Source organism: Klebsiella sp. B345, assembly GCF_051131735.1.
GTDB lineage: Bacteria > Pseudomonadota > Gammaproteobacteria > Enterobacterales > Enterobacteriaceae > Klebsiella.
Genome location: NZ_CP180443.1, coordinates 1577880 through 1599621, shown reverse-complemented (window position 1 = coordinate 1599621; position 21742 = coordinate 1577880). Strand labels below are relative to the sequence as shown.

23 protein-coding genes and 1 tRNA gene are annotated in these 21742 nt (G+C 54.3%); 14 read left to right on the top strand and 10 right to left on the bottom strand.

Translation table 11 applies throughout. From position 1 onward, the window contains the following. The first annotated feature begins 63 nt into the window (after window positions 1–63). The gene (gene alaC / locus ACMYSO_RS07420; protein ID WP_434669985.1) at window positions 64–1302 is read left to right on the top strand and encodes an alanine transaminase; all 1239 of its coding nucleotides are present in this window, start codon (window positions 64–66) and stop codon (window positions 1300–1302) included. 72 nt (window positions 1303–1374) lie between these two features. On the opposite strand, the gene ypdK is transcribed toward alaC, so the two are convergent. The 3 genes from ypdK to ACMYSO_RS07405 all read right to left on the bottom strand — a co-directional run bounded on the left by ypdK (window position 1375) and on the right by ACMYSO_RS07405 (window position 3475). Further along, the gene (ypdK, locus tag ACMYSO_RS07415; RefSeq protein ID WP_099130696.1) at window positions 1375–1446 is read right to left on the bottom strand and encodes a membrane protein YpdK; all 72 of its coding nucleotides are present in this window, start codon (window positions 1444–1446) and stop codon (window positions 1375–1377) included. Between the two features lie 380 nt (window positions 1447–1826). After that, window positions 1827–3020: a cyanate transporter gene (locus ACMYSO_RS07410; protein ID WP_434669984.1), complete on the bottom strand. Its 1194-nt coding sequence runs from the start codon at window positions 3018–3020 to the stop codon at window positions 1827–1829. After that, window positions 3017–3475, bottom strand: a complete 459-nt coding sequence (locus ACMYSO_RS07405) for a nucleoside deaminase (RefSeq protein WP_434583633.1) — start codon at window positions 3473–3475, stop codon at window positions 3017–3019. Before ACMYSO_RS07405 ends, ACMYSO_RS07410 begins: the two co-directional genes overlap by 4 nt. 141 nt (window positions 3476–3616) lie before the next feature. Here ACMYSO_RS07405 and cynR point away from each other — a divergent pair, with 141 nt between their 5' ends. After that, complete coding sequence (cynR, locus tag ACMYSO_RS07400) at window positions 3617–4528, top strand: transcriptional regulator CynR (protein ID WP_434669983.1); 912 nt, start codon at window positions 3617–3619, stop codon at window positions 4526–4528. Here cynR and ACMYSO_RS07395 read toward each other — a convergent pair. Both ACMYSO_RS07395 and ACMYSO_RS07390 read right to left on the bottom strand, forming a co-directional pair. Then, complete coding sequence (locus tag ACMYSO_RS07395) at window positions 4516–5316, bottom strand: MipA/OmpV family protein (protein WP_434669982.1); 801 nt, start codon at window positions 5314–5316, stop codon at window positions 4516–4518. The two genes, cynR and ACMYSO_RS07395, sit on opposite strands and share 13 nt — an antisense overlap. Window positions 5317–5518: 202 nt before the next feature. Then, window positions 5519–5995, bottom strand: coding sequence for a WbuC family cupin fold metalloprotein (locus ACMYSO_RS07390; RefSeq protein ID WP_434669981.1), 477 nt, complete (start codon window positions 5993–5995; stop codon window positions 5519–5521). A 567-nt stretch (window positions 5996–6562) separates the two neighbouring features. Between ACMYSO_RS07390 and ACMYSO_RS07385 the strand changes: the two genes are divergently transcribed. Both ACMYSO_RS07385 and ACMYSO_RS07380 read left to right on the top strand, forming a co-directional pair. Then, window positions 6563–7162 carry a lysozyme gene (locus ACMYSO_RS07385; RefSeq protein WP_434669980.1) on the top strand — a complete coding sequence of 200 codons (600 nt, stop codon included), beginning with the start codon at window positions 6563–6565 and terminating at the stop codon, window positions 7160–7162. A gap of 75 nt (window positions 7163–7237) precedes the next feature. Next, a complete protein-coding gene (locus ACMYSO_RS07380) occupies window positions 7238–8257 on the top strand; it encodes a patatin-like phospholipase family protein (RefSeq protein ID WP_434669978.1) in 1020 nt (339 codons plus the stop codon). A 47-nt stretch (window positions 8258–8304) separates the two neighbouring features. On the opposite strand, the gene ACMYSO_RS07375 is transcribed toward ACMYSO_RS07380, so the two are convergent. Both ACMYSO_RS07375 and ACMYSO_RS07370 read right to left on the bottom strand, forming a co-directional pair. Next, window positions 8305–8379: transfer RNA gene (locus ACMYSO_RS07375), tRNA-Arg, on the bottom strand. A gap of 74 nt (window positions 8380–8453) precedes the next feature. Continuing rightward, the gene (locus ACMYSO_RS07370) at window positions 8454–9359 is read right to left on the bottom strand and encodes a formate/nitrite transporter family protein (RefSeq protein ID WP_434669977.1); all 906 of its coding nucleotides are present in this window, start codon (window positions 9357–9359) and stop codon (window positions 8454–8456) included. A 265-nt stretch (window positions 9360–9624) separates the two neighbouring features. Between ACMYSO_RS07370 and mlaA the strand changes: the two genes are divergently transcribed. After that, the gene (gene mlaA / locus ACMYSO_RS07365; RefSeq protein ID WP_434669975.1) at window positions 9625–10386 is read left to right on the top strand and encodes a phospholipid-binding lipoprotein MlaA; all 762 of its coding nucleotides are present in this window, start codon (window positions 9625–9627) and stop codon (window positions 10384–10386) included. Between the two features lie 77 nt (window positions 10387–10463). Here mlaA and fadL read toward each other — a convergent pair whose 3' ends face one another. After that, window positions 10464–11786, bottom strand: a complete 1323-nt coding sequence (gene fadL / locus ACMYSO_RS07360; RefSeq protein WP_434583702.1) for a long-chain fatty acid transporter FadL — start codon at window positions 11784–11786, stop codon at window positions 10464–10466. Between the two features lie 91 nt (window positions 11787–11877). Continuing rightward, window positions 11878–12051, bottom strand: coding sequence for a hypothetical protein (locus ACMYSO_RS07355; protein WP_434669974.1), 174 nt, complete (start codon window positions 12049–12051; stop codon window positions 11878–11880). A gap of 107 nt (window positions 12052–12158) precedes the next feature. On the opposite strand from ACMYSO_RS07355, the gene ACMYSO_RS07350 reads away from it, so the two are divergent. The 4 genes from ACMYSO_RS07350 to sixA all read left to right on the top strand — a co-directional run bounded on the left by ACMYSO_RS07350 (window position 12159) and on the right by sixA (window position 16749). Next, complete coding sequence (locus tag ACMYSO_RS07350) at window positions 12159–12443, top strand: YfcZ/YiiS family protein (RefSeq protein WP_123755288.1); 285 nt, start codon at window positions 12159–12161, stop codon at window positions 12441–12443. Window positions 12444–12599: 156 nt separating this feature from the next. Next, window positions 12600–13910: an acetyl-CoA C-acyltransferase FadI gene (fadI, locus tag ACMYSO_RS07345; RefSeq protein ID WP_434583704.1), complete on the top strand. Its 1311-nt coding sequence runs from the start codon at window positions 12600–12602 to the stop codon at window positions 13908–13910. Next, window positions 13910–16054, top strand: coding sequence for a fatty acid oxidation complex subunit alpha FadJ (fadJ, locus tag ACMYSO_RS07340; RefSeq protein ID WP_434669973.1), 2145 nt, complete (start codon window positions 13910–13912; stop codon window positions 16052–16054). Before fadI ends, fadJ begins: the two co-directional genes overlap by 1 nt. Before the next feature lie 209 nt (window positions 16055–16263). After that, window positions 16264–16749 (top strand): phosphohistidine phosphatase SixA, encoded by a 486-nt coding sequence (gene sixA, locus ACMYSO_RS07335; protein ID WP_434669972.1) that lies wholly within the window; start codon window positions 16264–16266, stop codon window positions 16747–16749. Window positions 16750–16770: 21 nt separating this feature from the next. Here sixA and smrB read toward each other — a convergent pair whose 3' ends face one another. Then, the gene (smrB, locus tag ACMYSO_RS07330) at window positions 16771–17322 is read right to left on the bottom strand and encodes an endonuclease SmrB (RefSeq protein ID WP_434669971.1); all 552 of its coding nucleotides are present in this window, start codon (window positions 17320–17322) and stop codon (window positions 16771–16773) included. Window positions 17323–17488: 166 nt separating this feature from the next. Between smrB and prmB the strand changes: the two genes are divergently transcribed. From prmB to ACMYSO_RS07305, 5 genes are read left to right on the top strand one after another with little or no spacing between them, the layout of a single operon-like run. Continuing rightward, entirely contained in the window at window positions 17489–18421 is a 933-nt protein-coding gene (gene prmB, locus ACMYSO_RS07325) for a 50S ribosomal protein L3 N(5)-glutamine methyltransferase (protein ID WP_123755283.1), read from the top strand. Window positions 18422–18450: 29 nt separating this feature from the next. Then, window positions 18451–19536 (top strand): chorismate synthase, encoded by a 1086-nt coding sequence (aroC, locus tag ACMYSO_RS07320; protein WP_434669970.1) that lies wholly within the window; start codon window positions 18451–18453, stop codon window positions 19534–19536. A 3-nt stretch (window positions 19537–19539) separates the two neighbouring features. Continuing rightward, window positions 19540–20364, top strand: a complete 825-nt coding sequence (gene mepA / locus ACMYSO_RS07315; RefSeq protein WP_434669968.1) for a penicillin-insensitive murein endopeptidase — start codon at window positions 19540–19542, stop codon at window positions 20362–20364. Further along, complete coding sequence (locus ACMYSO_RS07310) at window positions 20364–21173, top strand: sulfite exporter TauE/SafE family protein (protein WP_123755280.1); 810 nt, start codon at window positions 20364–20366, stop codon at window positions 21171–21173. Before mepA ends, ACMYSO_RS07310 begins: the two co-directional genes overlap by 1 nt. Then, complete coding sequence (locus ACMYSO_RS07305) at window positions 21173–21721, top strand: elongation factor P hydroxylase (RefSeq protein ID WP_434669967.1); 549 nt, start codon at window positions 21173–21175, stop codon at window positions 21719–21721. The genes ACMYSO_RS07310 and ACMYSO_RS07305 overlap by 1 nt, the downstream gene beginning before the upstream one ends. The last annotated feature ends 21 nt before the right edge of the window (window positions 21722–21742 follow it).

Sequence of the window (21742 nt, the reverse complement as noted above, 5' to 3'; positions counted from 1 at the left end):
CTTGTCGCACAGGCGACAGCGTCGCTCGGACGGTCCGGGCGCTAACGTTAATCTGAGGAATCTATGGCTGAATTCAGTCCTGAACGCCGTTTTACGCGTATCGATCGTCTGCCCCCGTACGTATTTAACATTACCGCTGAACTGAAAATGGCGGCGCGTCGGCGTGGCGAAGATATTATCGATTTCAGTATGGGCAACCCTGACGGGGCGACCCCGCCGCATATCGTGGAAAAACTCTGCACCGTTGCTCAACGGCCTGATACGCACGGCTACTCGACCTCGCGCGGTATTCCTCGCCTGCGTCGCGCAATTTCGCGCTGGTATCAGGATCGCTATAACGTCGACATCGATCCGGAATCGGAAGCGATTGTCACCATCGGCTCAAAAGAGGGGCTGGCACACCTGATGCTGGCGACACTGGATCATGGCGACACGGTGCTGGTGCCAAATCCGAGCTACCCGATTCATATCTATGGTGCGGTGATTGCTGGTGCCCAGGTACGCTCAGTGCCGCTGGTGGAGGGCGTTGATTTCTTCAACGAGCTAGAGCGTGCGATCCGCGAAAGCTACCCGAAACCGAAAATGATGATCCTTGGTTTCCCGTCCAACCCGACCGCGCAGTGCGTCGAGCTGGAATTCTTTGAAAAAGTGGTCGCGCTGGCGAAGCGTTACGATGTGCTGGTGGTCCACGATCTGGCCTATGCCGATATCGTGTATGACGGCTGGAAAGCGCCGTCGATCATGGAAGTCCCCGGCGCGCGCGATGTGGCGGTGGAATTCTTTACTCTCTCCAAAAGTTACAATATGGCCGGCTGGCGTATCGGTTTTATGGTGGGGAACAAAACCCTGGTTAACGCGCTGGCCCGAATTAAAAGCTATCACGACTACGGCACCTTCACGCCGTTACAGGTCGCGGCGATTGCGGCGCTGGAAGGCGATCAGCAGTGCGTGCGTGATATTGCAGAGCAGTACAAGCGCCGTCGTGATGTGCTGGTGAAAGGGCTGCATGAAGCAGGCTGGATGGTCGAGTGTCCGAAGGCGTCCATGTACGTGTGGGCGAAAATTCCGGAGCAGTATGCGGCGCTGGGCTCGCTGGAGTTTGCTAAAAAGCTGCTGCAGGATGCGAAAGTGTGCGTCTCTCCGGGCATTGGCTTCGGCGATTACGGCGACACTCATGTGCGCTTCGCTCTCATCGAAAACCGTGACCGTATCCGCCAGGCGATTCGTGGGATCAAATCAATGTTCCGCGCTGACGGGCTGCTCCCTGCTTCGGGCAAGTCGGGCGGCGAAAACCAGGAATAACCAGGCGAATCAAAGAATACCGGCAATAAAAAGGGAGCCTTCTGGCTCCCGTTTTTTTTGACGCTGACAGTGCTAGATCATCAGGGCAAAAGTACCGGCCCATACGATGACCATAAACGACACGCCCATAATAAAGTATTTCACGACTCATCACTCCGCGTTCTTGGCGAAACGCCTAAATGAATATAATTTTCATTGTTGATACTGATCTGTCGCGGTAAAACCAGACGATTCTGGCTGCTGCGGCAGATCGAAATTCTGTGCGATTAGGGCTCCAGATGGCGCTAATGTACGCCTAAAAAATCAGGGAAACAAGCGGCATTTTTTTATTAATTTTTAGTTACTTACGAGTGTCGTGATTCGGCGACACATTAATTTCATTCGGTAATAAATTCTATTCTGGCGACGGGTTTTTACCGCCGCGCGCTTACGGTGATAGCTGCTTGATTTTGGGATTTTTTCTATTGTGGGCATGACGCAGGGACGACGCGGAAAATCGTCCCGCGCCGCCGCCATTACCTGATTTAATCGCCGATCGGTTCCCGCTGTCGCCACTCCTGAGGATAGCGTGCAGGCACAAAACTGAAGGTCACCACGATCAGGGTGGCGACGCAAACGGCGTGAAACGTCCAGTCCAGTACATAATCGCCGCTCAGACTACGCAGCAGGCCTGCCAGCCACGGAGAGGCTCCGGCCACGATAAACCCGATCCCTTGCATAAATGCCACCAGCCGACCAGCGATTGCGGGTTGTCGGGCATGGTCGAGCGCCAGTACCAGGCACAGCGGAAAAGCGCCGCCTAACCCCACTCCGGCGCTGATGGCCCACAGCTGCGGCATCTGCAGCGGCAGCCAGATAAAACCGCAGAACCCCAGGAGCTGGAGGAGTAACGTCAGGATTAATAACCGGCGACGATCGTCGTGCCGGGCCAGCATTGGGATCAGCAGCGCGCCGGCGGTCTGGCCGATGGTCAATATTGCCAGCAGGGTACCGCTGAACTGGGCGCTATAGCCTGCCTGCATGTAATAAGGCGGCAGCCAGGCGATCAAACTGGTGTAGCCGCCGTTAATCAGGCCGAAGTAGACCCCAAGCGTCCAGGCGCGGCGATGGCGGAATACCGATACGGCAGCTCCTGATGTGGTCAACGTCGGGGCAGGCAGTTTTCGGCCGATCGCCCACCAGCCAAACAGCGCCGCGACGGCGGGCAGTGCCCACCAGGCAAGAGCGTCATGCCAGACGGCACTATGCAGGGCCAGCCAGGGCGTCAAGGCGGCGCCTAAACCGCCACCCCCCATCAGCGCGGCGGACCACAGCCCCATGACCTGCGGCGTGCGTCGGGAAAACTGCCGCTTGATCACCGTCGGAATGGTCGCCTGAATAATACCGATGCCAATCCCGCCCAGCAGGGCGCTACTGAGCAGTAGACCGCTGTGTGGCGCGAGTTCGCGCAGCAGCGCGCCGGTAGCGATCATCAACAGGCTGAGCGCAACCCCACGGCTTTCGCTGATATGGCGATCGATCCACGGGCTTGCCAGCGCCAGTAGCCCCATGGCCATCACCGGGATGGCAGTGAGCAGTGAAACAAGGGCAAAACCCATGCCGCTGGCCTGCTGCAACTGCGGCAGCAGCGGTCCTATTGAGGTCAGCAGCGGGCGCATGTTTATGCCGACCAGAACCAATACCAGCAGCATCAGGCCGTTGCGGGGAGTCGGGCTCATGGTTGTTTATCCGCCCAACGTGAGTACAGCGTAAGGCCATCGGGCTGTGGGCAATGGTGAATGGATAGCGTCTGTGTTTCCAGCGGCTGGCTTAACTGCTGGTAAATCGCTGCGGTAGAGAGGCCGAAGGCTTCGCCATCCTGATTGCTGTTGGCGAAATAAACGGCACGCACGCCGGTTAAATAGAGGGCGCTCAGGCACATTGGGCACGGCTGGCCGCTGGCATAGACGCGGCATTCTTTCAGCACCTGAACCCCCAGGCGTTGTGAGACGTCACGAATTGCGTTGAGTTCAGCGTGAGCCGTTGGATCGCCGTTTTGATGCAGAGTGTTAACGGCTTCAGCAACAATCGTGTCGTTGTGCACGACGATCGCTCCGAACGGGCGTCCGCCGTTGTCGACATTGTTCCTGGCCAGCGTAAGCGCACGCTGAAGATAGTGGTGATGGACAGACATAGTGGCTCCTGAAGCGAGAAACAGGGGAGTGACGAAAGGGGAACGTTGCGGCTGAGTACCTGAACAGGGTACTCAGGTTGTTTCATAAGTTAAAAGACTAATTTATGATTAGCCTGATTTGTTTTACTTATGGGTAATCGTATGTTGCTACGTCATCTCACCTGTTTTCTGGCGGTCGCGGAACACCGCGGTTTTACCCGTGCGGCAACGGCGTTGCATGTTTCGCAGCCGGCGCTGTCGCAACAAATTCGCCAGCTTGAAGCGTCGCTGGGGGCGCAGCTTTTTGATCGCAGCGGGCGCCACACCCGGTTGACGGATGCCGGAGAAGCCTGGCTCATTTACGCTCGCCGGGTCATGCAGGATCTGGAAGAGGGCCGGCGGGCAATCCATGATGTGGAAGACCTGCAGCGAGGTTCACTGCGGGTAGCGATGACGCCGACCTTCACGACCTATTTTATGGGGCCGCTGGTGGCGGCGTTTTATCAGCATTACCCCAATATCACGCTGACGATGCGTGAAATGCCGCAGGACCGGATGGAGGCGCTGTTGCTGAATGATGAGCTGGACGCCGGAATTGCCTTTAGCGACGTTGGCTCGGAGGATGTTGTCGCGACGCCTTTGTTTAGCGAAACGCTGGCGCTGGTAGTCGGGCGCCACCATCCGCAGGCGGAACAGCGGTGGGTTAAGCTGGACGCATTAAATCAGCAGGCGTTAATTTTATTGAGCGAGGAGTTTGCCACCCGCGAACAAATCGATCGCTACTGTCGGCAGCATCATGTTCAACCGAAGATTCAGATGGAGGCCAACTCCATCAGCGCGGTGCTGACCGTGATTCAGCGGACCCAACTGGCGACGCTGTTACCGGCCGCCATCGTGCGGGATCGTGACGATCTGGTGGCGGTGGAGCTCACGCCGCTACTGCTGGAGAGGACCGCCTGTCTGTTACAGCACAAGGCGGCCTGGCAGAGTGCTGCCGCGCGGGCATTTAGCGTGCTGACATTACAGATAGCCGGGGAGCTGAAGGCCGGGACCGCTCACGTTTACCAGGTATAGCCGACGGCGAGAATGCCATAGAGCTCGCCGTTATGCTGCACAATAGGGCTGTCGGCGATATCTTTGTCATACAGTTCGTAGTTTGCCGCGAACATGCCGACCCAGTGGGGGCTGAAGCGGTAGCTGGTAATAATCGCCGCCATTGGCGAGACGGTAGTGCCGGTATCCCACTGCTGGCGTTGCGGAGTCGCTTCGCTGGCCGAGATGCCGCCGAAATAGTAGTTTGCCATATTGCTGCTGCGGATCATCAGCCCCATTCCCGGCATCACCAGCAGATTATCTTTGATGATCGGGAAATCCGCCCACAGCAGAAGCTCTTGCCCGTCGCTGCGGCCTGTCACGTCAGAGCTGAGACGGGCGCTCAGCAGCGCGTAGGGGGTGATGAGCGTCGCGCCGATCCCCGCTTCAAATTCGCCTTTGCGTTTCTCCATGCCTTTGAAAGCGGCATTATCGCTGGGATCGAGGTTGCCAAAGCGCCAGCGACCATAGCCGTAAAAAGCCACTTTGTCGTCAATATGGAAGTAGTAACGGGCGCGATCGCCGAGATAGATAAACCGATCGCCGAAGTAGAGGCCGCCGGGAATGAAATAGGTATCGTTGTCCTGCTTCTGGTAGCGAGCGGTTCCACTAATGGTGGCAGCCCCCAGCACCAACCCTTTCGGTACCGGACTATCGGGGTTATTTCCAGAAAAAATATCGATGGAACCCAGGTCAACCTCGGCGCTGGCGGGTGAAGAGCACAACATCAGGGAGCAGAGGGCAGCGGCAGAGTAGCGAAATGGTTTCATCCGGGTTCCAAATATGATCAGGGAATATGGTGCGAAAACATGCAGATGCTTTGTACATAAAGCACTGTCAATGTGAATATATACCAGCGCAGGCTACTCCGTGGGCCGGTTTTTTGTTTTTTCTTAATTTGTTACGGGCGTTTTTTTATGCATTATGAAGCTGTTAATCCGCCGCACTTTGGCAGCGGATTTCTGACCCGCATTAACGGGCGTGGCCGCCATCGCCAACCTGAGCGTGCTGGTACCACGCCATCAGTTCCGACGTCCCTTCTTCACCTTCCGCAGGTGCCCATGTGACATAATCCTCAGCAGCAACCGGCTGATACCCGCCGTGTTTGACTTCAAAAATGACGCCGCCGACGTCCAGTGAGAGCACCGCATGCCAGGTCCCGGCATCCATCTCTAACACCGTACACTCTTCACCCAATACCACGCGGCTGGTGACGTAGCCGAGGTCATCAAACGTCAGTACTACAAAGCGTCCACTGAGGGCGATCAAAAGTTCAAAGGTATGCGGATGGCGATGCGGGCGAACATAGGTCCCTGGCTCCATGGCGATCGCCAGGCGCTGTACGGGATCGCTTAATTCCGGATGGAAATTACGATGAGCGCGTAACCGCGGTGAACGTGCTGCCGCGTCGCTCTGTTGTTGCATGTCACTGAAAGTGATGTATTTCATTTTTCCACCTGACGTAAGATCTGAGAGTGCGAATGCGTTCGCGACCGAAGGTTGCAGCGTGCGCTTTTCGCAGAATGCCAACAGGCACATTGTATCCAGTTGACGCTGAAATGTCGGGGGGAATCTGTGACAGAGCGTGACTCTAAGTATTTGTTTAATTCGTGGTTGTTCAATCGATATGTTCAGGATGCGATAAAAATCAGAATAAATTCACTTGCACCTGAAGAAAACTGCTAATAATTATAAATGGTCGTCGTTGGTGATGGGTGAGATTATCAAACCGGGACTTGTCCTCAGGTCAGGGTGTGCCGGATATCGTGAGGTTTTGTATATATTCTACATTATAAGGGTTAGCTGGCTAATCATTATGTGTATTGTCATTTTTTTTGCTAATTTCAGCGCACGGATAGCATTGCAGTTGATGCAGAGTTAATTAAGCGTTAACTTTAATAAATACTATCGACGCATGTTGTGTAGTATTTATTGTCGCAATGAATGTAGGCTTTGTCTGATATCAGATTAAGACTATCGTTATTATATAAATCTGGCTGTCTTTAATGATTGATAATGAATGCAATGACTGGAGACATGATGGCTAAAACATCTAAAGTTACCGTCGCTGATAAAGAGTGGGACGGCGTGACGATTCCGCCCTCCGCCACATCGGTCATAAAACGAATTGAGGGATTCTATAGCTCGCCATATGATGATAATGGATCAATGCCCGGAGGGACATGGACTATCGGATATGGCTCCATCATCGATGCCTCAGGCAAAGCCGTGACGCTACATACGGCGCCAATTACTGAAGCTGAGGCTGAACAGTTACTTGTCCGGGATATGAAAGGAGCCGCACATACTGTTCAGCAGCGAGTATATGTATCATTGCTGGAGTGTGAAGCCGCTGCGCTGATTTCCTGGACGTACAACCTAGGTGGCGGAAATTTAGCCAAATCAACGATGCTGAAATATATAAATTCAGGCCAAAAGACCCGTGTGCCAGATGAGATGCGTAAGTGGATCAGTCAGGAGGGTAAACCACTACTCGGTTTGTTGAGACGTCGTTGGGCAGAAGCAGCAATTTTTATCGGTATAGATTCTGTTAATGCTTGTATCAGAGCCTGGAATGAAATTGACAGTCTTAATGACTGGCCAGCATTTAAATAATATCGTTTTTTATTTATGAGTGTAATCAAAGGAAATTAAACGGTCTGATCCTGCATTTCCTAAAAGGAATAAAAAATGGCGATGAGAATACTGTCTATCGATGGCGGTGGGATTAGAGGTATCCTTCCGGGTATGATATTAGTCGAGTTGGAGAAGAAACTACAAACCATATCAAAGAATCCAGACGCAAGAATTGCAGATTATTTCGACTTGGTGGCGGGTACGAGTACGGGAGCCATCCTTTGCTCCGCGTATGTTTGCCCTGATGCTCAAGGAAAACCAAAATTCACGGCTCAAGAAGCTGTTAATTTCTATCTTGAAGATGGTGATGAAATTTTTGATGTTGGTGTCTGGAAAAAAATCAGTTCATTAGGCGGTGCAACTGATGAGAAATATTCAGCAAAAGAGCTGGAGAGAGTTTTAAAAACGGCATTTGGAGAAACAAAGCTAAGTGAACTGTTAAGGCCAACCTGCTTTGTTGCTTACGACGTAAGTACCCGTCTTCCTGTTATCTTCAAACAACATTCGGCAGTAGCGAAGAATCGAGATTTTCTGGTCAGGGATGTTCTACGTGGTACCTCCGCAGCCCCTACGTATTTTGAGACTGCGCGAATTTACTCATTACCTCCTTTACCCGAAAAATTTGTCCTGGTTGATGGTGGTGTGGTGGCGAACGACCCCGCGCTTTGTGCCTACTCTGAAGCCATCAAATTCAGTAATGTTGCCGGCATCAGAGATATGATTATTGTCTCGCTTGGCACTGGCAAAAAATTACAGGGCTATTCCTATTCTGAAGTTAAGGACTGGGGACCTTTTAGCTGGGCAAAACCTGCCATTGATATTGCGCTCGAGGGCGGCCCTCAGATGACGGCGTATTACTTACAACAAATTGCTTCAACGGTAAAAAATTCTAAGTACTACAGAATTCAGCCCGAGTTATACGGCGCTGATCCAACGTTAGATAACGCATCGCGAGAGAATTTAGAGCGGCTGCGTAACGCAGGGCGACAAAACGCAGTTGTGCTCGATGAAACGTTAACTGAAATTGCCAATTTATTGGTCAATAGTAGTGGGGATTTTAAGTTTGAGGGTTAGAGGGGCGCGGGTTTTGTGGATTTGACGGCGGGGCGCCAAAATGGAAATGGTGTCCCCTGCAGGAATCGAACCTGCAACTAGCCCTTAGGAGGGGCTCGTTATATCCATTTAACTAAGGGGACGAAGCGGCGGGAGTATAGCGTTTTTTTCCTTGTACGTTAAGCATCTATGGGTTGACTGCTTAAAGTGTCGCCACTTAGGGCCGTTTTTCATCCTTGAGCCGAGCTTTTTTCTCGTTGCTCATGTCGTTGCGAATCTGCGCATGGCTCAGCAGAGCAAAAATAAAGGTTCCACCGCAAATGTTGCCCGCCAGCGTCGGCAGCGCGAAGGGCCAGATAAACGCCTGCCACGGCAGCGAGCCGTTGAAAATCAGATAAAAAATTTCGACGCTGCCGACCACAATATGGGTGGTATCGGCCAGCGCTATCAGCCAGGTCATCAGCACGATCACCACGATTTTCGCCGCGCCGGCTGCGGGAAACATCCACACCATGGTGGCGACCAGCCAGCCGGAAATTATCGCATTGGCGAACATCTCCATAGGCGTATTTTCCATCACCTTTAAACTGATATCCTGAAATGCCTGGCGGGTGGGATCGTCAAATATCGGCATCATATTAAAGGCCCACGCAGCAATGGCCGTGCCGATCAAATTCCCGGCAAGCACTATGCCCCACAGACGCATTAACAGGCCAAAATTACCGAGCGTCGGCTTATGCATGATTGGCAGTACTGCCGTGACGGTGTTTTCGGTAAACAGCTGCTGGCGGGCCATGATGACAATCACAAACCCGAAGGTATAGCCGAGGCTCTCAAGCAAAAAGCCGCCGGGAACGTCACTCAGATGAACATGGAAGATCCCCTTTGCCACCATCGATGCCCCCATCGACAGACCGGCAGCTACCGCAGACCATAGCAGCGCCAGCGCATCACGCTCCAGCTCTTTTTCCCCTTCCTGACGAATCTCTTCATGGGTTGCCATGGCGCGGGAAGGCAGGCGTTTCTCATTGACCTCTATCTCTTTGCCATCCTGTTTTTCATCGCTCTCAACTTCAATATCTTCGCTATTATGGTGAGAGTGAGGGGTAGGTGCTGACGCCATATCATTTCCTCCAGCGATGTCTCTCTCATAAGCGTAGAGATAATTCCAGCGCCTGACCCAGGAGAACCTCCTATTTTTTGGGTAATGGCAAGTTTAGCAATACGGATATTGCAAAACATGTATAAAATCGGGTCGCAACAATAATGCCAAAAAGGCTATGCTGAATGCAGGCACCAGATTGCAATTTGCTTCGGGCGATATCTTCAAGGAGGATGCCGTCCCCGGAGAACCCACAGCAATAGCCAAAATTAACAGGGAGACACCTATGAATTTTCGCCTGTCGGCGCTCGCGCTTGGCGCCACATTGCTGGTGGGATGCGCCAGTTCCAACTCTGGCGATCGGCCACAGGGGCGTTCGGACCCGCTTGAAGGGTTTAACCGCACGATGTTTGATTTCAACTTCAACGTGGTGGACCCGTACCTGCTGCGTCCGGTTGCCGTTGCCTGGCGTGATTATGTCCCGCAGCCAGCGCGAAACGGGCTGAGTAACTTTACCAGCAACCTGGAAGAGCCGGCGGTGATGGCAAACTACTTCCTGCAGGGCGACCCCTATAAAGGAATGGTGCATTTTACCCGTTTCTTCCTGAACACCCTTCTGGGGATGGGCGGCCTGATCGATGTCGCCGGGATGGCTAACCCGAAACTTCAGCGTGTTGAACCGCATCGTTTTGGTAGCACTCTGGGTCACTATGGCATGGGCTATGGCCCTTATGTACAACTGCCGTTCTATGGCAGCTTCACGCTGCGTGATGAGGGCGGGGATATGGCGGATGGCCTGTACCCGGTACTCTCCTGGCTGACCTGGCCGATGTCGATCGGTAAGTGGGCGGTTGAAGGGATTGAGACTCGTGCTCAACTGCTGGATTCTGACGGCCTGCTGCGCCAGTCTTCCGACCCGTATATCCTGATGCGTGAAGCGTACTTCCAGCGTCATGACTTTATCGCCAATGGCGGTAAACTTACACCGGCCGATAACCCGAACGCTCAGGCGATTCAGGATGAACTGAAAGATATCGATTCGCAGTAAGTCATCGCGAGAATATAAATCGGTAGAAAATAAAAAGGGTGAACATGATGTTCACCCTTTTTTATATCGTCAGCTTATCAGAAGCGGTAGTTAAAGTTCGCGCCGTACAGCCACGCGGTACCTTCTGAACGGAAGGTGTAAGGACCTTCTTTAATTTCGACGTGCTGACCGTGCATGTAAGACACACCTACGTCAACGGAAGCATCTTTGTTGAAGGCGTAGGTGGTACCTGCGCTCAGCCACAGACGATCCTGATCCGGGATGGAAATAGAACGGGTGCTTGCCGGAACCGGGCTATCATCGAAGGCGATACCGGTACGGAAGGTCCAGTTATCGTCATAGTAATAGGTGGTTCCCAGTGCGATGCGGTAAGCATCTTTAAAGCTTTCATCTTTATAGAACAGCGTCTCGCCATTGCTGCCGGTGGCTTTCAGCTCCTGGAACTGGCTCCAGCTGGTGTAGGTCAGGCTATAGTGAACGGCCCATTGTGGCGCCACGCGGTTATAACCGGACAGCTCCCACATTTCTGGCAGGTTCAGGGTCAGAGAACCATCGGTGGTTTGACCGTTGGTGCCCGCCGGAAGGCCGAAGTTACCGAGGATTTGGTTGTACGCTGACGGTAAGCTGCTTTTGTAGTTACCATCAAAGTCGATTTTGACTTCTGAACGGTAGGTGAAGCCGTAACGGTTATTCTTGTCAATTTCATACAGAATACCGGCGTTCCAGCCAAAGCCCCAGGCGTTACCGTTGAGGTGAGCAATTTGCGTATCGGCAGGAATTTGCGCGACCTGGCCTGCCAGCTGCGGCGGCAGTGCGCCAGAGCCCGCAACGATTTGCCCTAAATCGCCCGCATAGCGTTCGATCTTGGCTTTCGCATAGACCGCATCAAACCCTAAGCCAAAGCTCCAGTTGCTGTTCAGGCGATAAGCGCCGCTCAGGTTGAAGTTAGCTGTGGTTAAGTCCGTTTTGCCACCCATGCTGCCGGCGGCATAGTCATCGGCATACTCGGTCGCCAGACCGTAGTTAGAGGTGATGGACGCCCCCCAACCAAACTGATCGTTAATTGGTGAAACAAAGTGGAAGTTTGGTACCCACGCGGTTGGCGCAATGTTATCTGCATTCAGGCTTTTCCCCGTCGGGGAGGTACCAGAAATATTAACATTGGGATCGACAAACACGGCACCCGCAGACATCGTCGGGCGATCAAACATCATAATCAACGCTGGGTTACGGCTGGCATTGCCCGCATCGTCAGCAATTGCACCTTCACCGGAATAGGCGCGACCAAGGCCTGATGAAGAGAATTCGTTTAACTGAAAGCCTGCTGACCAGGCCTGTGTTGAAACAAGTGCTACAGCCACTGCGAGGGCAGATTGGGTAAAGCGGGTTTTCTGGCTCATGCCCATAACCTCATTGAGTTATTTTTATTTAAACTATGTTACATGCCGTAACAGAAGCGCGAAGTGTAGGGTCTGCTTTACGACATAGAAATCAGACCAGTGCGCTGAGTATAGGTCTGACCAGATGAGATGTTGCAAGTTTGTTTATGAGATTTTTCAATTGTGATGCGAAAAAAGCGATCCAGCCGGCAAATTTGCCCCCACCGGTATTAAGCAAAGCGGGTGTTTCTTGTTCTGGATCATTTTTAAGTGTGATTTCGGTCACTTAGGACTTTTGTTGTCATTAACGACTGGAGGCTGCTCCCGGCCGGGCGTAAAATAAGCATATTAATTGTCTGGCACCGTTGAGTGCATATACAGAGGAAATCTACGATGAGCAAAGTTAGTGCAGATGAAACCCCGGTTTGCTGCTGTATGGATGTTGGCACCATTATGGACAACACCGATTGCACCGCCTCATACAGCCGCGTGTTTGCCAACCGCGCTGAAGCGGACGAAACGCTTGCTGCGTTGACTGAAAGAGCCCGTGGTGTGGAATCTGAGCCGTGCAAAATTACCCCGACATTTACCGATGTCGAAGGCGGCGTACAGATGGATATCGATTTTGTCTTCAGCTGCGAAGCTGAAACCCTGATTTTCCAGCTCGGCCTGCGTTAATTCCCCCGACGCCCTCGTCAGCGGGGGCGTTCACTTCTCCTTTCAATGTGTTTTGGCTCCCACTTTTTCTCTTCGCTGATTGGCTTAATGTAAAAAATTAGTTAAAACTGTTATCAGGTCAGACCACTTGGTTTTATCGGTTAACAGGGGAAAGTCATGAGTCAGGCATTACCGCTTGTCACCCGTCAGGGCGATCGCATTGCCATTGTCAGCGGTTTACGTACCCCGTTTGCCCGTCAGGCAACGGTATTTCACGGTGTTCCCGCCGTTGATTTGGGGAAAATGGTCATCAGTGAAATGCTGGCTCGCAGCGACATCCCCCCGGAAATGATTGAACAGCTGGTGTTTGGCCAGGTGGTTCAGATGCCGGAAGCCCCTAATATTGCTCGCGAAATAGTGCTTGGTACCGGCATGAGCGTGCACACCGATGCCTATAGCGTGAGCCGCGCCTGCGCCACCAGTTTTCAGGCTGTCGCCAACGTGGCGGAAAGCCTGATGACCGGCACAATCAGCGCAGGTATTGCCGGCGGAGCCGACTCTTCCTCGGTGTTGCCGATCGGCGTCAGTAAAAAACTGGCCCGCACGCTGGTGGACGCCAATAAAGCACGAACTCTTGGACAGCGCCTGAAGCTCTTCTCCCGTTTACGTCTTCGCGATCTTTTGCCGGTACCGCCTGCGGTGGCCGAGTATTCGACCGGGCTGCGAATGGGGGATACCGCAGAGCAAATGGCAAAAACATGGGGCATTACCCGTGAACAACAAGATGCGCTGGCGCATCGTTCGCACCAGTTGGCTGCTAAAGCCTGGGAAGAGGGCAAGTTAGCGGCTGAAGTGATGACCGCCTATGCGCCGCCGTTCCGCGAGCCGCTGGAAAATGACAATAACATTCGTAAAAATTCAACCCTGGCTGATTACCAAAAGTTACGCCCGGCATTCGATCGTAAACATGGTACGGTCACTGCGGCCAACAGTACGCCGTTAACCGACGGCGCGGCGGCGGTCATCATGATGACCGAATCCCGTGCCAGAGCGCTGGGATTAACCCCGCTTGGCTACCTGCGCAGCTACGCCTTTACCGCCATTGATGTGCGCCAGGACATGCTCCTGGGGCCTGCGTGGTCAACGCCGCTGGCGCTGGAGCGAGCCGGGTTGACGCTGGCTGATTTAACCTTGATCGACATGCATGAAGCCTTCGCTGCGCAAACGCTGGCGAATCTGCAATGCCTTGCCAGCGACCGCTTCGCTCGCGAAGTCCTGGGCCGTTCGCAGGCAACCGGGGAAGTGGATGAGAGCAAATTTAACGTGCTGGGCGGTTCAATCGCTTACGGGCATCCTTTCGCCGCCACCGGCGCGCGGATGATCACTCAGACGCTGCATGAACTGCGGCGCAGAGGCGGCGGATTTGGTCTGGTGACCGCCTGTGCGGCGGGCGGGCTTGGTGCAGCGATGATTCTGGAGGCCGAATAATGGAAATGGCATCGGCATTTACGCTTGATATTCGCCCGGACAACGTGGCGGTGATCACCATCGACACGCCGGGTGAAAAGATGAACACCCTGAAGGCGGAGTTTGGCCAGCAGGTACGGGCGATCGTTCGTCAGATCCGCGACAATAAATCCCTACGCGGCGTGGTGCTGATATCCGCCAAGCCGGACAACTTTATTGCCGGCGCGGATATCAACATGATTTCCCGCTGTACCACCGCACAAGAAGCTGAAGCCCTGGCTCGCCAGGGGCAGCAGATTATGGCCGAGATCCACGGCCTGACGATCCCGGTGATTGCCGCTATCCATGGCGCCTGCCTTGGCGGCGGTCTCGAACTGGCGCTGGCCTGTCATGGCCGGGTGTGCAGCGACGATGACAAAACGCGCTTAGGCCTCCCGGAAGTGCAGCTGGGCCTGCTGCCGGGCTCCGGCGGTACTCAACGACTCCCTCGTCTGATTGGCGTCAGCAGTGCGCTGGAGATGATCCTGACCGGCAAACAGCTTCGCCCACGACAGGCGCTGAAAGCGGGCCTGGTCGATGATGTGGTCCCGCAGGCTATCCTGCTGCAGACGGCGGTTGAGCTGGCGCTGAAAGAGCGCCCGGCCAGCCGTAATGTACCGGTACGCGAACGGGTACTGGCCGGGCCGCTGGGGCGCAGTTTGTTGTTCCGTCTGGTAAGGAAAAAGACGCAGCAGAAAACTCAGGGCAACTACCCTGCTGCTGAACGTATTTTGCAGGTCATCGAAAATGGGTTGGCCCATGGCTGTAGCAGCGGCTACGCCGAGGAGGCGCGCGCTTTTGGTGAACTGGCGATGACGTCACAGTCGCAAGCATTACGATCGATATTTTTCGCCAGTACGGATCTGAAGAAAGATCGCGGCGCCGATGCGCAGGCCGCCCCGTTACGCAGTATCGGGATCCTCGGCGGCGGTCTGATGGGCGGGGGAATTGCTTATGTGACCGCCAGCAAAGGCGGTCTGCCGGTGCGTATTAAAGATATTCAGTCCCGTGGCATCAATCATGCAATGAAATACAGCTGGGAGTTGCTCGACAAACAGGTTAGTCGTCGTTATTTGCGTGCCAGTGAGCGGGATCACCAGCTGGCGCTGATATCAGGTTCCACGGATTATCAAGGGTTTGCTCATCGTGATGTGGTAATTGAAGCCGTATTTGAGGATTTAGCCCTGAAACAGCAGATGGTGGCAGAAATCGAAGCGCACTGCTGCCCGGAGACTATCTTCGCCTCAAACACCTCGTCACTCCCGATCGGCGAAATAGCGGCGCAGGCCATGCGGCCTCAGCAGGTCATTGGTCTGCACTACTTTAGCCCGGTCGAAAAAATGCCGCTGGTCGAAGTGATCCCTCACCAAAATACCGATCAGCAAACGATAGCGACGGTGGTGAAACTGGCCAAACTGCAAGGCAAAACCCCGATAGTGGTGGCCGATAAAGCAGGCTTCTACGTGAACCGTATTCTGGCACCTTACATCAATGAGGCGATGCGCCTGCTGACAGAAGGTGAGCCCATTGAACATATCGATAAATCGCTGGTGAAGTTCGGTTTTCCGGTGGGGCCCATTCAGTTGCTGGACGAGGTCGGGATCGATACCGGCACCAAAATTATCCCGGTTCTGGAGTCGGCCTGGGGAGAACGTTTTAGTCCCCCTGCAAATATCATTGATGCGATCTTGAAGGACGATCGCAAAGGTAGAAAAAATAGCCGTGGTTTCTATCTTTATGTGACAAAAGGGCGTACAAGCAAAAAACGACCTGATGCCGCCGTTTATTCGCTGCTGGGTGTTTCTGCCCCGCAGGCGCGTTTATCCACGCAGCAGATTGCCGAGCGTTGCGTGATGATGATGCTTAACGAAGCCGCGCGTTGCTTCGATGAGCAGGTTATTCGCAGCGCACGCGATGGCGATATCGGTGCGGTGTTTGGTATTGGCTTCCCGCCGTTCCTTGGCGGCCCGTTCCGTTATATGGATACACTCGGCGCGGGTGAAGTAGTTGCCATCTTGCAACGTCTGGCCGCTCAGTACGGTCCACGTTTTACACCATGTGAAAATTTATTGCGCATGGCCGAGCAGGGGGCAACCTTTTGGCCCACTGGCGAACGGACGACCTAAGTTTTGGTCAAAGAAGATAATTCCGGCGATGAACGACGCTGTTGGTTGGCTGTTTTGTAAACGATCATTGACTATACTTACGCCATTGAGGTAAAAAACAGCGTTTCATTCGTTGGATGAATCAGGCACAATGCCCGGCCACCGGGTCGACTGCGTGCTTTCTATGCAGGTAAGACTGCGGTGCTTCTGGTTAACAAAAGCGGTGCAATATGCAAGTTTTTATCATGCGTCACGGCGACGCTGCCCTCGATGCAGCCAGTGACTCGGTTCGTCCATTAACCGTTTGTGGTTGTGATGAATCCCGTCAGATGGCAACCTGGCTGAAAGGTCAGAAAGTGGATATTGAACGGGTTCTGGTGAGTCCTTACCTGCGTGCACAACAGACGCTGGATGTGGTAAGAGAGTGCGTGAACCTGCCTGAAAATGTCGACGTGATGCCGGAGCTCACGCCGTGTGGCGATGTGGGTATGGTCAGCGCCTGGCTTCAGACGCTGGCAAATGAAGGTGTCTCAACGGTGCTGGTCGTTTCGCACCTGCCGCTAGTGGGGTACCTTGTCTCAGAGCTGTGTCCGGGAGAAACTCCCCCGATGTTTACTACGTCGGCCATTGCCTGTGTCACGCTGGATGCGGACGGCAAAGGTGAGTTTAACTGGCAGATGAGCCCCTGCAATCTGAAGATGGCAAAAGCTATCTAACCTCCCACCGGAGCCTCCGTATTACGGAAGCTCCGGCGGTTGCCACTCTTCCACCTCAATCAGTACCAGCAGTGCGGCGTCTCCGCCGTACTCTTTTGGTGCCTGATGAAACGCCATAATATGCGGATGTTGAGCCAGCCACAGCGGCGTTTGCTGCTTGAGAATGTGCTTGCCATGACCGTGCATCACGCAGGCGCAAAATACATGCTCCCGACGACAGGCGGCGATCAGCGCCCCCAGCTCCTGCTTGGCCTGCTGCTGAGTTAAGCCATGCAGATCGAGGAACAGCTCCGGCGAATAATCCCCGCGCCGCAGTTTTTTCAACTCAAAATGGCTGACATCAGCGCGAACGTATTTTGCTGCTCCTTCACTATTTAGCAGCGGCTGAAATTCATCCGAAAAATAGTGGCTGTTATCCACCTGCTCCTGCAGTAAACGCTTGGGCGGTACGTCGGTGATTTTCTTGCGCAGCGGGCGGTGAACGATCGTGTCCTGCTTAATCTGACGGGTACCGGTCATTAACTGTCGGAACAGCGCCTGATCCTCGTCGCTTAGCGATGTTTTCTTTTTCATTGCCCACTCTCATCATTTCTTTTCGCTAGTTTACCCGACTCGGCCTCTGTTCAGGCAAGCAAAACGTATTTTTCCCCGCCGGCCTGACGTAAGAATGCTGATTTATCGCCGTCTTCGTGGCAAACTAGCCGCCGAAATTACCGTATAGCGTGTCCTGGAGGATGGCGTGGATAAAATTTTTGTTGATGAAGCAGTCAATGAGCTGCATACCATTCAGGACATGTTGCGTTGGGCTGTCAGCCGCTTTAGCGCGGCGAATATCTGGTATGGCCATGGGACCGATAACCCGTGGGATGAGGCGGTACAGCTGGTGCTGCCTTCGCTGTATCTGCCGCTGGATATCCCGGAGGATATGCACACCGCCCGTCTGACATCCAGTGAAAAACACCGCATTGTTGAACGCGTGATTCGTCGTATCAACGAACGTATCCCAGTGGCGTACCTGACCAATAAAGCCTGGTTCTGCGGCCACGAGTTCTTCGTTGATGAGCGGGTACTGGTGCCGCGCTCCCCGATCGGCGAACTGATCAATAACCACTTCTCCGGCCTGATCGACCATCAGCCGCAGCATATTCTCGACATGTGTACCGGTAGCGGTTGCATTGCGATTGCCTGCGCTTATTCCTTCCCGGAAGCGGAAGTGGACGCGGTGGATATCTCCATCGACGCGCTGGCCGTTGCTGAACAAAACGTCGAAGCGCACGGTTTGATCCACCAGGTGACGCCGATTCGCTCCGATCTGTTCCGCGACCTGCCGAAAGTACAATACGACTTGATCGTCACTAACCCGCCGTACGTTGATGAAGAAGATATGTCCGATCTGCCGGGTGAATATCGCCACGAGCCGGTGCTGGGCCTGGCCTCCGGCAGCGATGGCCTGAAGCTGACGCGCCGTATTCTCGGCAACGCACCGGATTATCTCAGCGACGACGGGATTCTGATTTGTGAAGTCGGTAACAGCATGGTACATCTGATTGAGCAGTATCCGGACGTGCCGTTTACCTGGCTCGAGTTTGATAATGGCGGGGATGGCGTCTTCATGCTGACCAAATCACAGCTGATCGCTGCCCGCGCGCATTTCGGCATTTATAAAGACTAAAAACAACACGCAAACATGACGGAGCCGTGATGGCAGGAAATACAATTGGACAACTCTTTCGCGTCACCACCTTTGGCGAATCGCATGGGCTGGCGCTGGGCTGCATCGTTGACGGGGTGCCGCCAGGCATTCCGCTGACGGAAGCCGATCTGCAGCACGATCTGGACCGTCGCCGTCCGGGGACGTCGCGTTACACCACCCAGCGCCGTGAACCGGATCAGGTGAAGATTCTGTCTGGGGTATTCGAAGGTGTTACCACCGGCACCAGCATTGGTTTGCTGATCGAAAATACCGACCAGCGCTCGCAGGATTACGGCGCGATCAAAGATGTGTTCCGCCCGGGACACGCCGATTACACCTATGAGCAGAAATATGGCCTGCGTGACTATCGCGGAGGCGGTCGTTCTTCGGCGCGTGAAACCGCGATGCGTGTTGCCGCTGGTGCCATTGCCAAGAAATACCTCGCGCAAAAATTCGGGATTGTTATCCGCGGCTGTCTGACCCAGATGGGCGATATTCCGCTGGCGATAAAAGACTGGGATCAGGTTGAACAGAATCCCTTCTTCTGCCCGGACCCGGAGAAGATCGAGGCGCTGGATGAACTGATGCGTGGCCTGAAAAAAGAGGGCGACTCCATCGGGGCGAAAGTGACCGTAGTTGCCGACGGCGTACCTGCCGGACTCGGCGAGCCGGTATTTGACCGTCTGGATGCTGACATTGCTCACGCGATGATGAGCATCAATGCCGTCAAAGGCGTGGAAATTGGCGATGGTTTCGAGGTGGTCAAACTGCGCGGCAGTCAAAACCGCGATGAAATCACCAAAGCCGGCTTCCAGAGCAACCATGCGGGCGGCATTCTGGGTGGTATCAGCAGCGGTCAGCAGATCGTCGCCAATATCGCGCTGAAACCGACCTCCAGCATTACCGTACCGGGACATACGATTAACCGTTTCGGTGACGAAGTCGAGATGATCACCAAAGGTCGCCACGATCCTTGTGTCGGCATTCGTGCGGTGCCGATCGCTGAAGCGATGCTGGCGATCGTCTTAATGGATCACTTTATGCGTCAACGCGCACAAAATGGCGACGTGACGACATCAATTCCACGCTGGTAATCGATGAAAAAAACCGTTATCGCTCTGCTGGCGCTTGTCGCCAGCTCTGCCAGCCTCGCGGCAACGCCGTGGCAAAAAATCACTCAGCCGATCGCCGGTAGCGCGCAGTCTATCGGTGCCTTTGCGAACGGCTGTATCGTGGGGGCGCAGGGGCTGCCGCTAAACTCGGCCACTTACCAGGTTATGCGTACCGACCAGCGTCGCTATTTCGGCCATCCGGATCTGGTTCAGTTTATCCAGCGTCTGGGCAACCAGGTGCATAGCCGTGGAATGGGTACGCTGCTGATTGGCGACATGGGGATGCCGGCGGGCGGTCGCTTTAACGGCGGTCATGCCAGCCATCAAAGCGGGCTGGATGTCGATATTTTCCTCCAGCTCCCGCAGACCCGCTGGAGCTCGGCTCAGTTGCTGAAACCGCAGGCGCTGGATCTGGTCGCCCGTGACGGTAAGCATGTGGTGCCGTCTCTGTGGAGCCCGCAAATCAGCAACCTGATTAAACTGGCGGCAGAAGATAACGACGTCACGCGCATTTTTGTGAACCCGGCTATCAAGCAGCAGCTGTGCCTCGACGCCGGTCAGGATCGTGGCTGGCTACGTAAAGTGCGACCGTGGTTCCAGCACCGTGCGCATATGCACGTGCGTCTGCGTTGCCCGGCGGGCAGCCTGGAGTGCGAAGAGCAGGCCCCACCACCGGCAGGTGATGGCTGCGGCGCCGAGTTGCAAAGCTGGTTTGAACCACCAAAACCTGGAACCACCTCTCCTGTGAAGAAGACGCCGCCGCCGTTGCCGCCTTCCTGCCAGGCACTACTGGATGAGCATGTGCTGTAATGGAAAGCTTTGTTGACCTGTTTATGGTGTCACCGATGGTACTGGTGGTGCTTTTTTTCGTAGCTATTCTGGCTGGGTTTATTGATTCGCTGGCGGGCGGTGGTGGGCTACTGACCGTCCCGGCGCTGATGGCAGCCGGACTACCTCCGGCGCAGGCGCTGGCGACCAACAAGCTGCAGGCCTGCGGCGGATCGCTTTCCGCGTCGCTCTATTTTATCCGCCGCAAGGTGGTGAACCTGGCCGACCAGAAGCTAAATATCCTGATGACCTTTATCGGCTCAACCGCCGGTGCGTTGCTGGTGCAGCACGTCCAGTCCGATATTCTGCGCCAGATCTTACCGGTGCTGGTCATCGGCATCGGCCTGTATTTCCTGTTGATGCCGAGATTAGGTGAAGCAGACCGCCAGCGTCGCCTGTATGGCCTGCCGTTTGCCCTGATCGCAGGCGGCTGTGTGGGCTTTTATGACGGTTTCTTTGGGCCGGGAGCCGGTTCCTTCTATGCGCTGGCCTTCGTCACGCTCGCCGGGTTTAACCTCGCCAAATCAACCGCCCATGCCAAGGTACTGAACGCCACCTCCAACGTCGGCGGGCTGCTGCTGTTTATCATTGGCGGCAAAGTGATTTGGGCCACCGGGTTCGTGATGATGGCGGGGCAGTTTATTGGCGCCCGTGCCGGTTCACGGCTGGTATTGAGTAAAGGACAATCGTTGATTCGTCCGATGATTGTGGTTGTCTCCGCCGTGATGAGCGCGAAACTTCTTTATGACAGCCACGGGGCTGAAATTCTTCAGTGGTTGGGAATTCATTAATGCAACAACAACACCAATATCAGCAGCTGATCGCGATTTTTGACGGCTGCTTTGCCGACGATTTTAATACCCGTCTGATTAAAGGCGATGACGAACCGATCTATCTTCCGGCAGATAACGACGTGCCGTATAACCGTATCGTCTTTGCCCACGGCTTTTATGCCAGCGGACTGCATGAGATTTCCCACTGGTGTATCGCGGGCAAGGCCCGCCGCGAACAGGTTGACTTCGGTTACTGGTACTGCCCGGATGGCCGTGACGCGATGACCCAGTGCAAGTTTGAAGAGGTTGAAGTCAAGCCCCAGGCTTTTGACTGGCTGTTTTGCGTCGCGGCAGGTTTTCCGTTTAACGTCAGCTGTGACAATCTGGAAGGGGACTTTGAGCCCGATCGCATCGCCTTCCAGCGCCGCGTCCATGCGCAGGTGATGACCCTGCTCGAGCAAGGGATCCCAGAACGCCCGGCACGCTTTATCCAGGCCTTACAAGATTATTATCAGACGCCGCCACTGACGGCAGAACAATTCCCGTGGCCGGAAGACCTGCACTAACGCCACGTTTGACACTAGAAG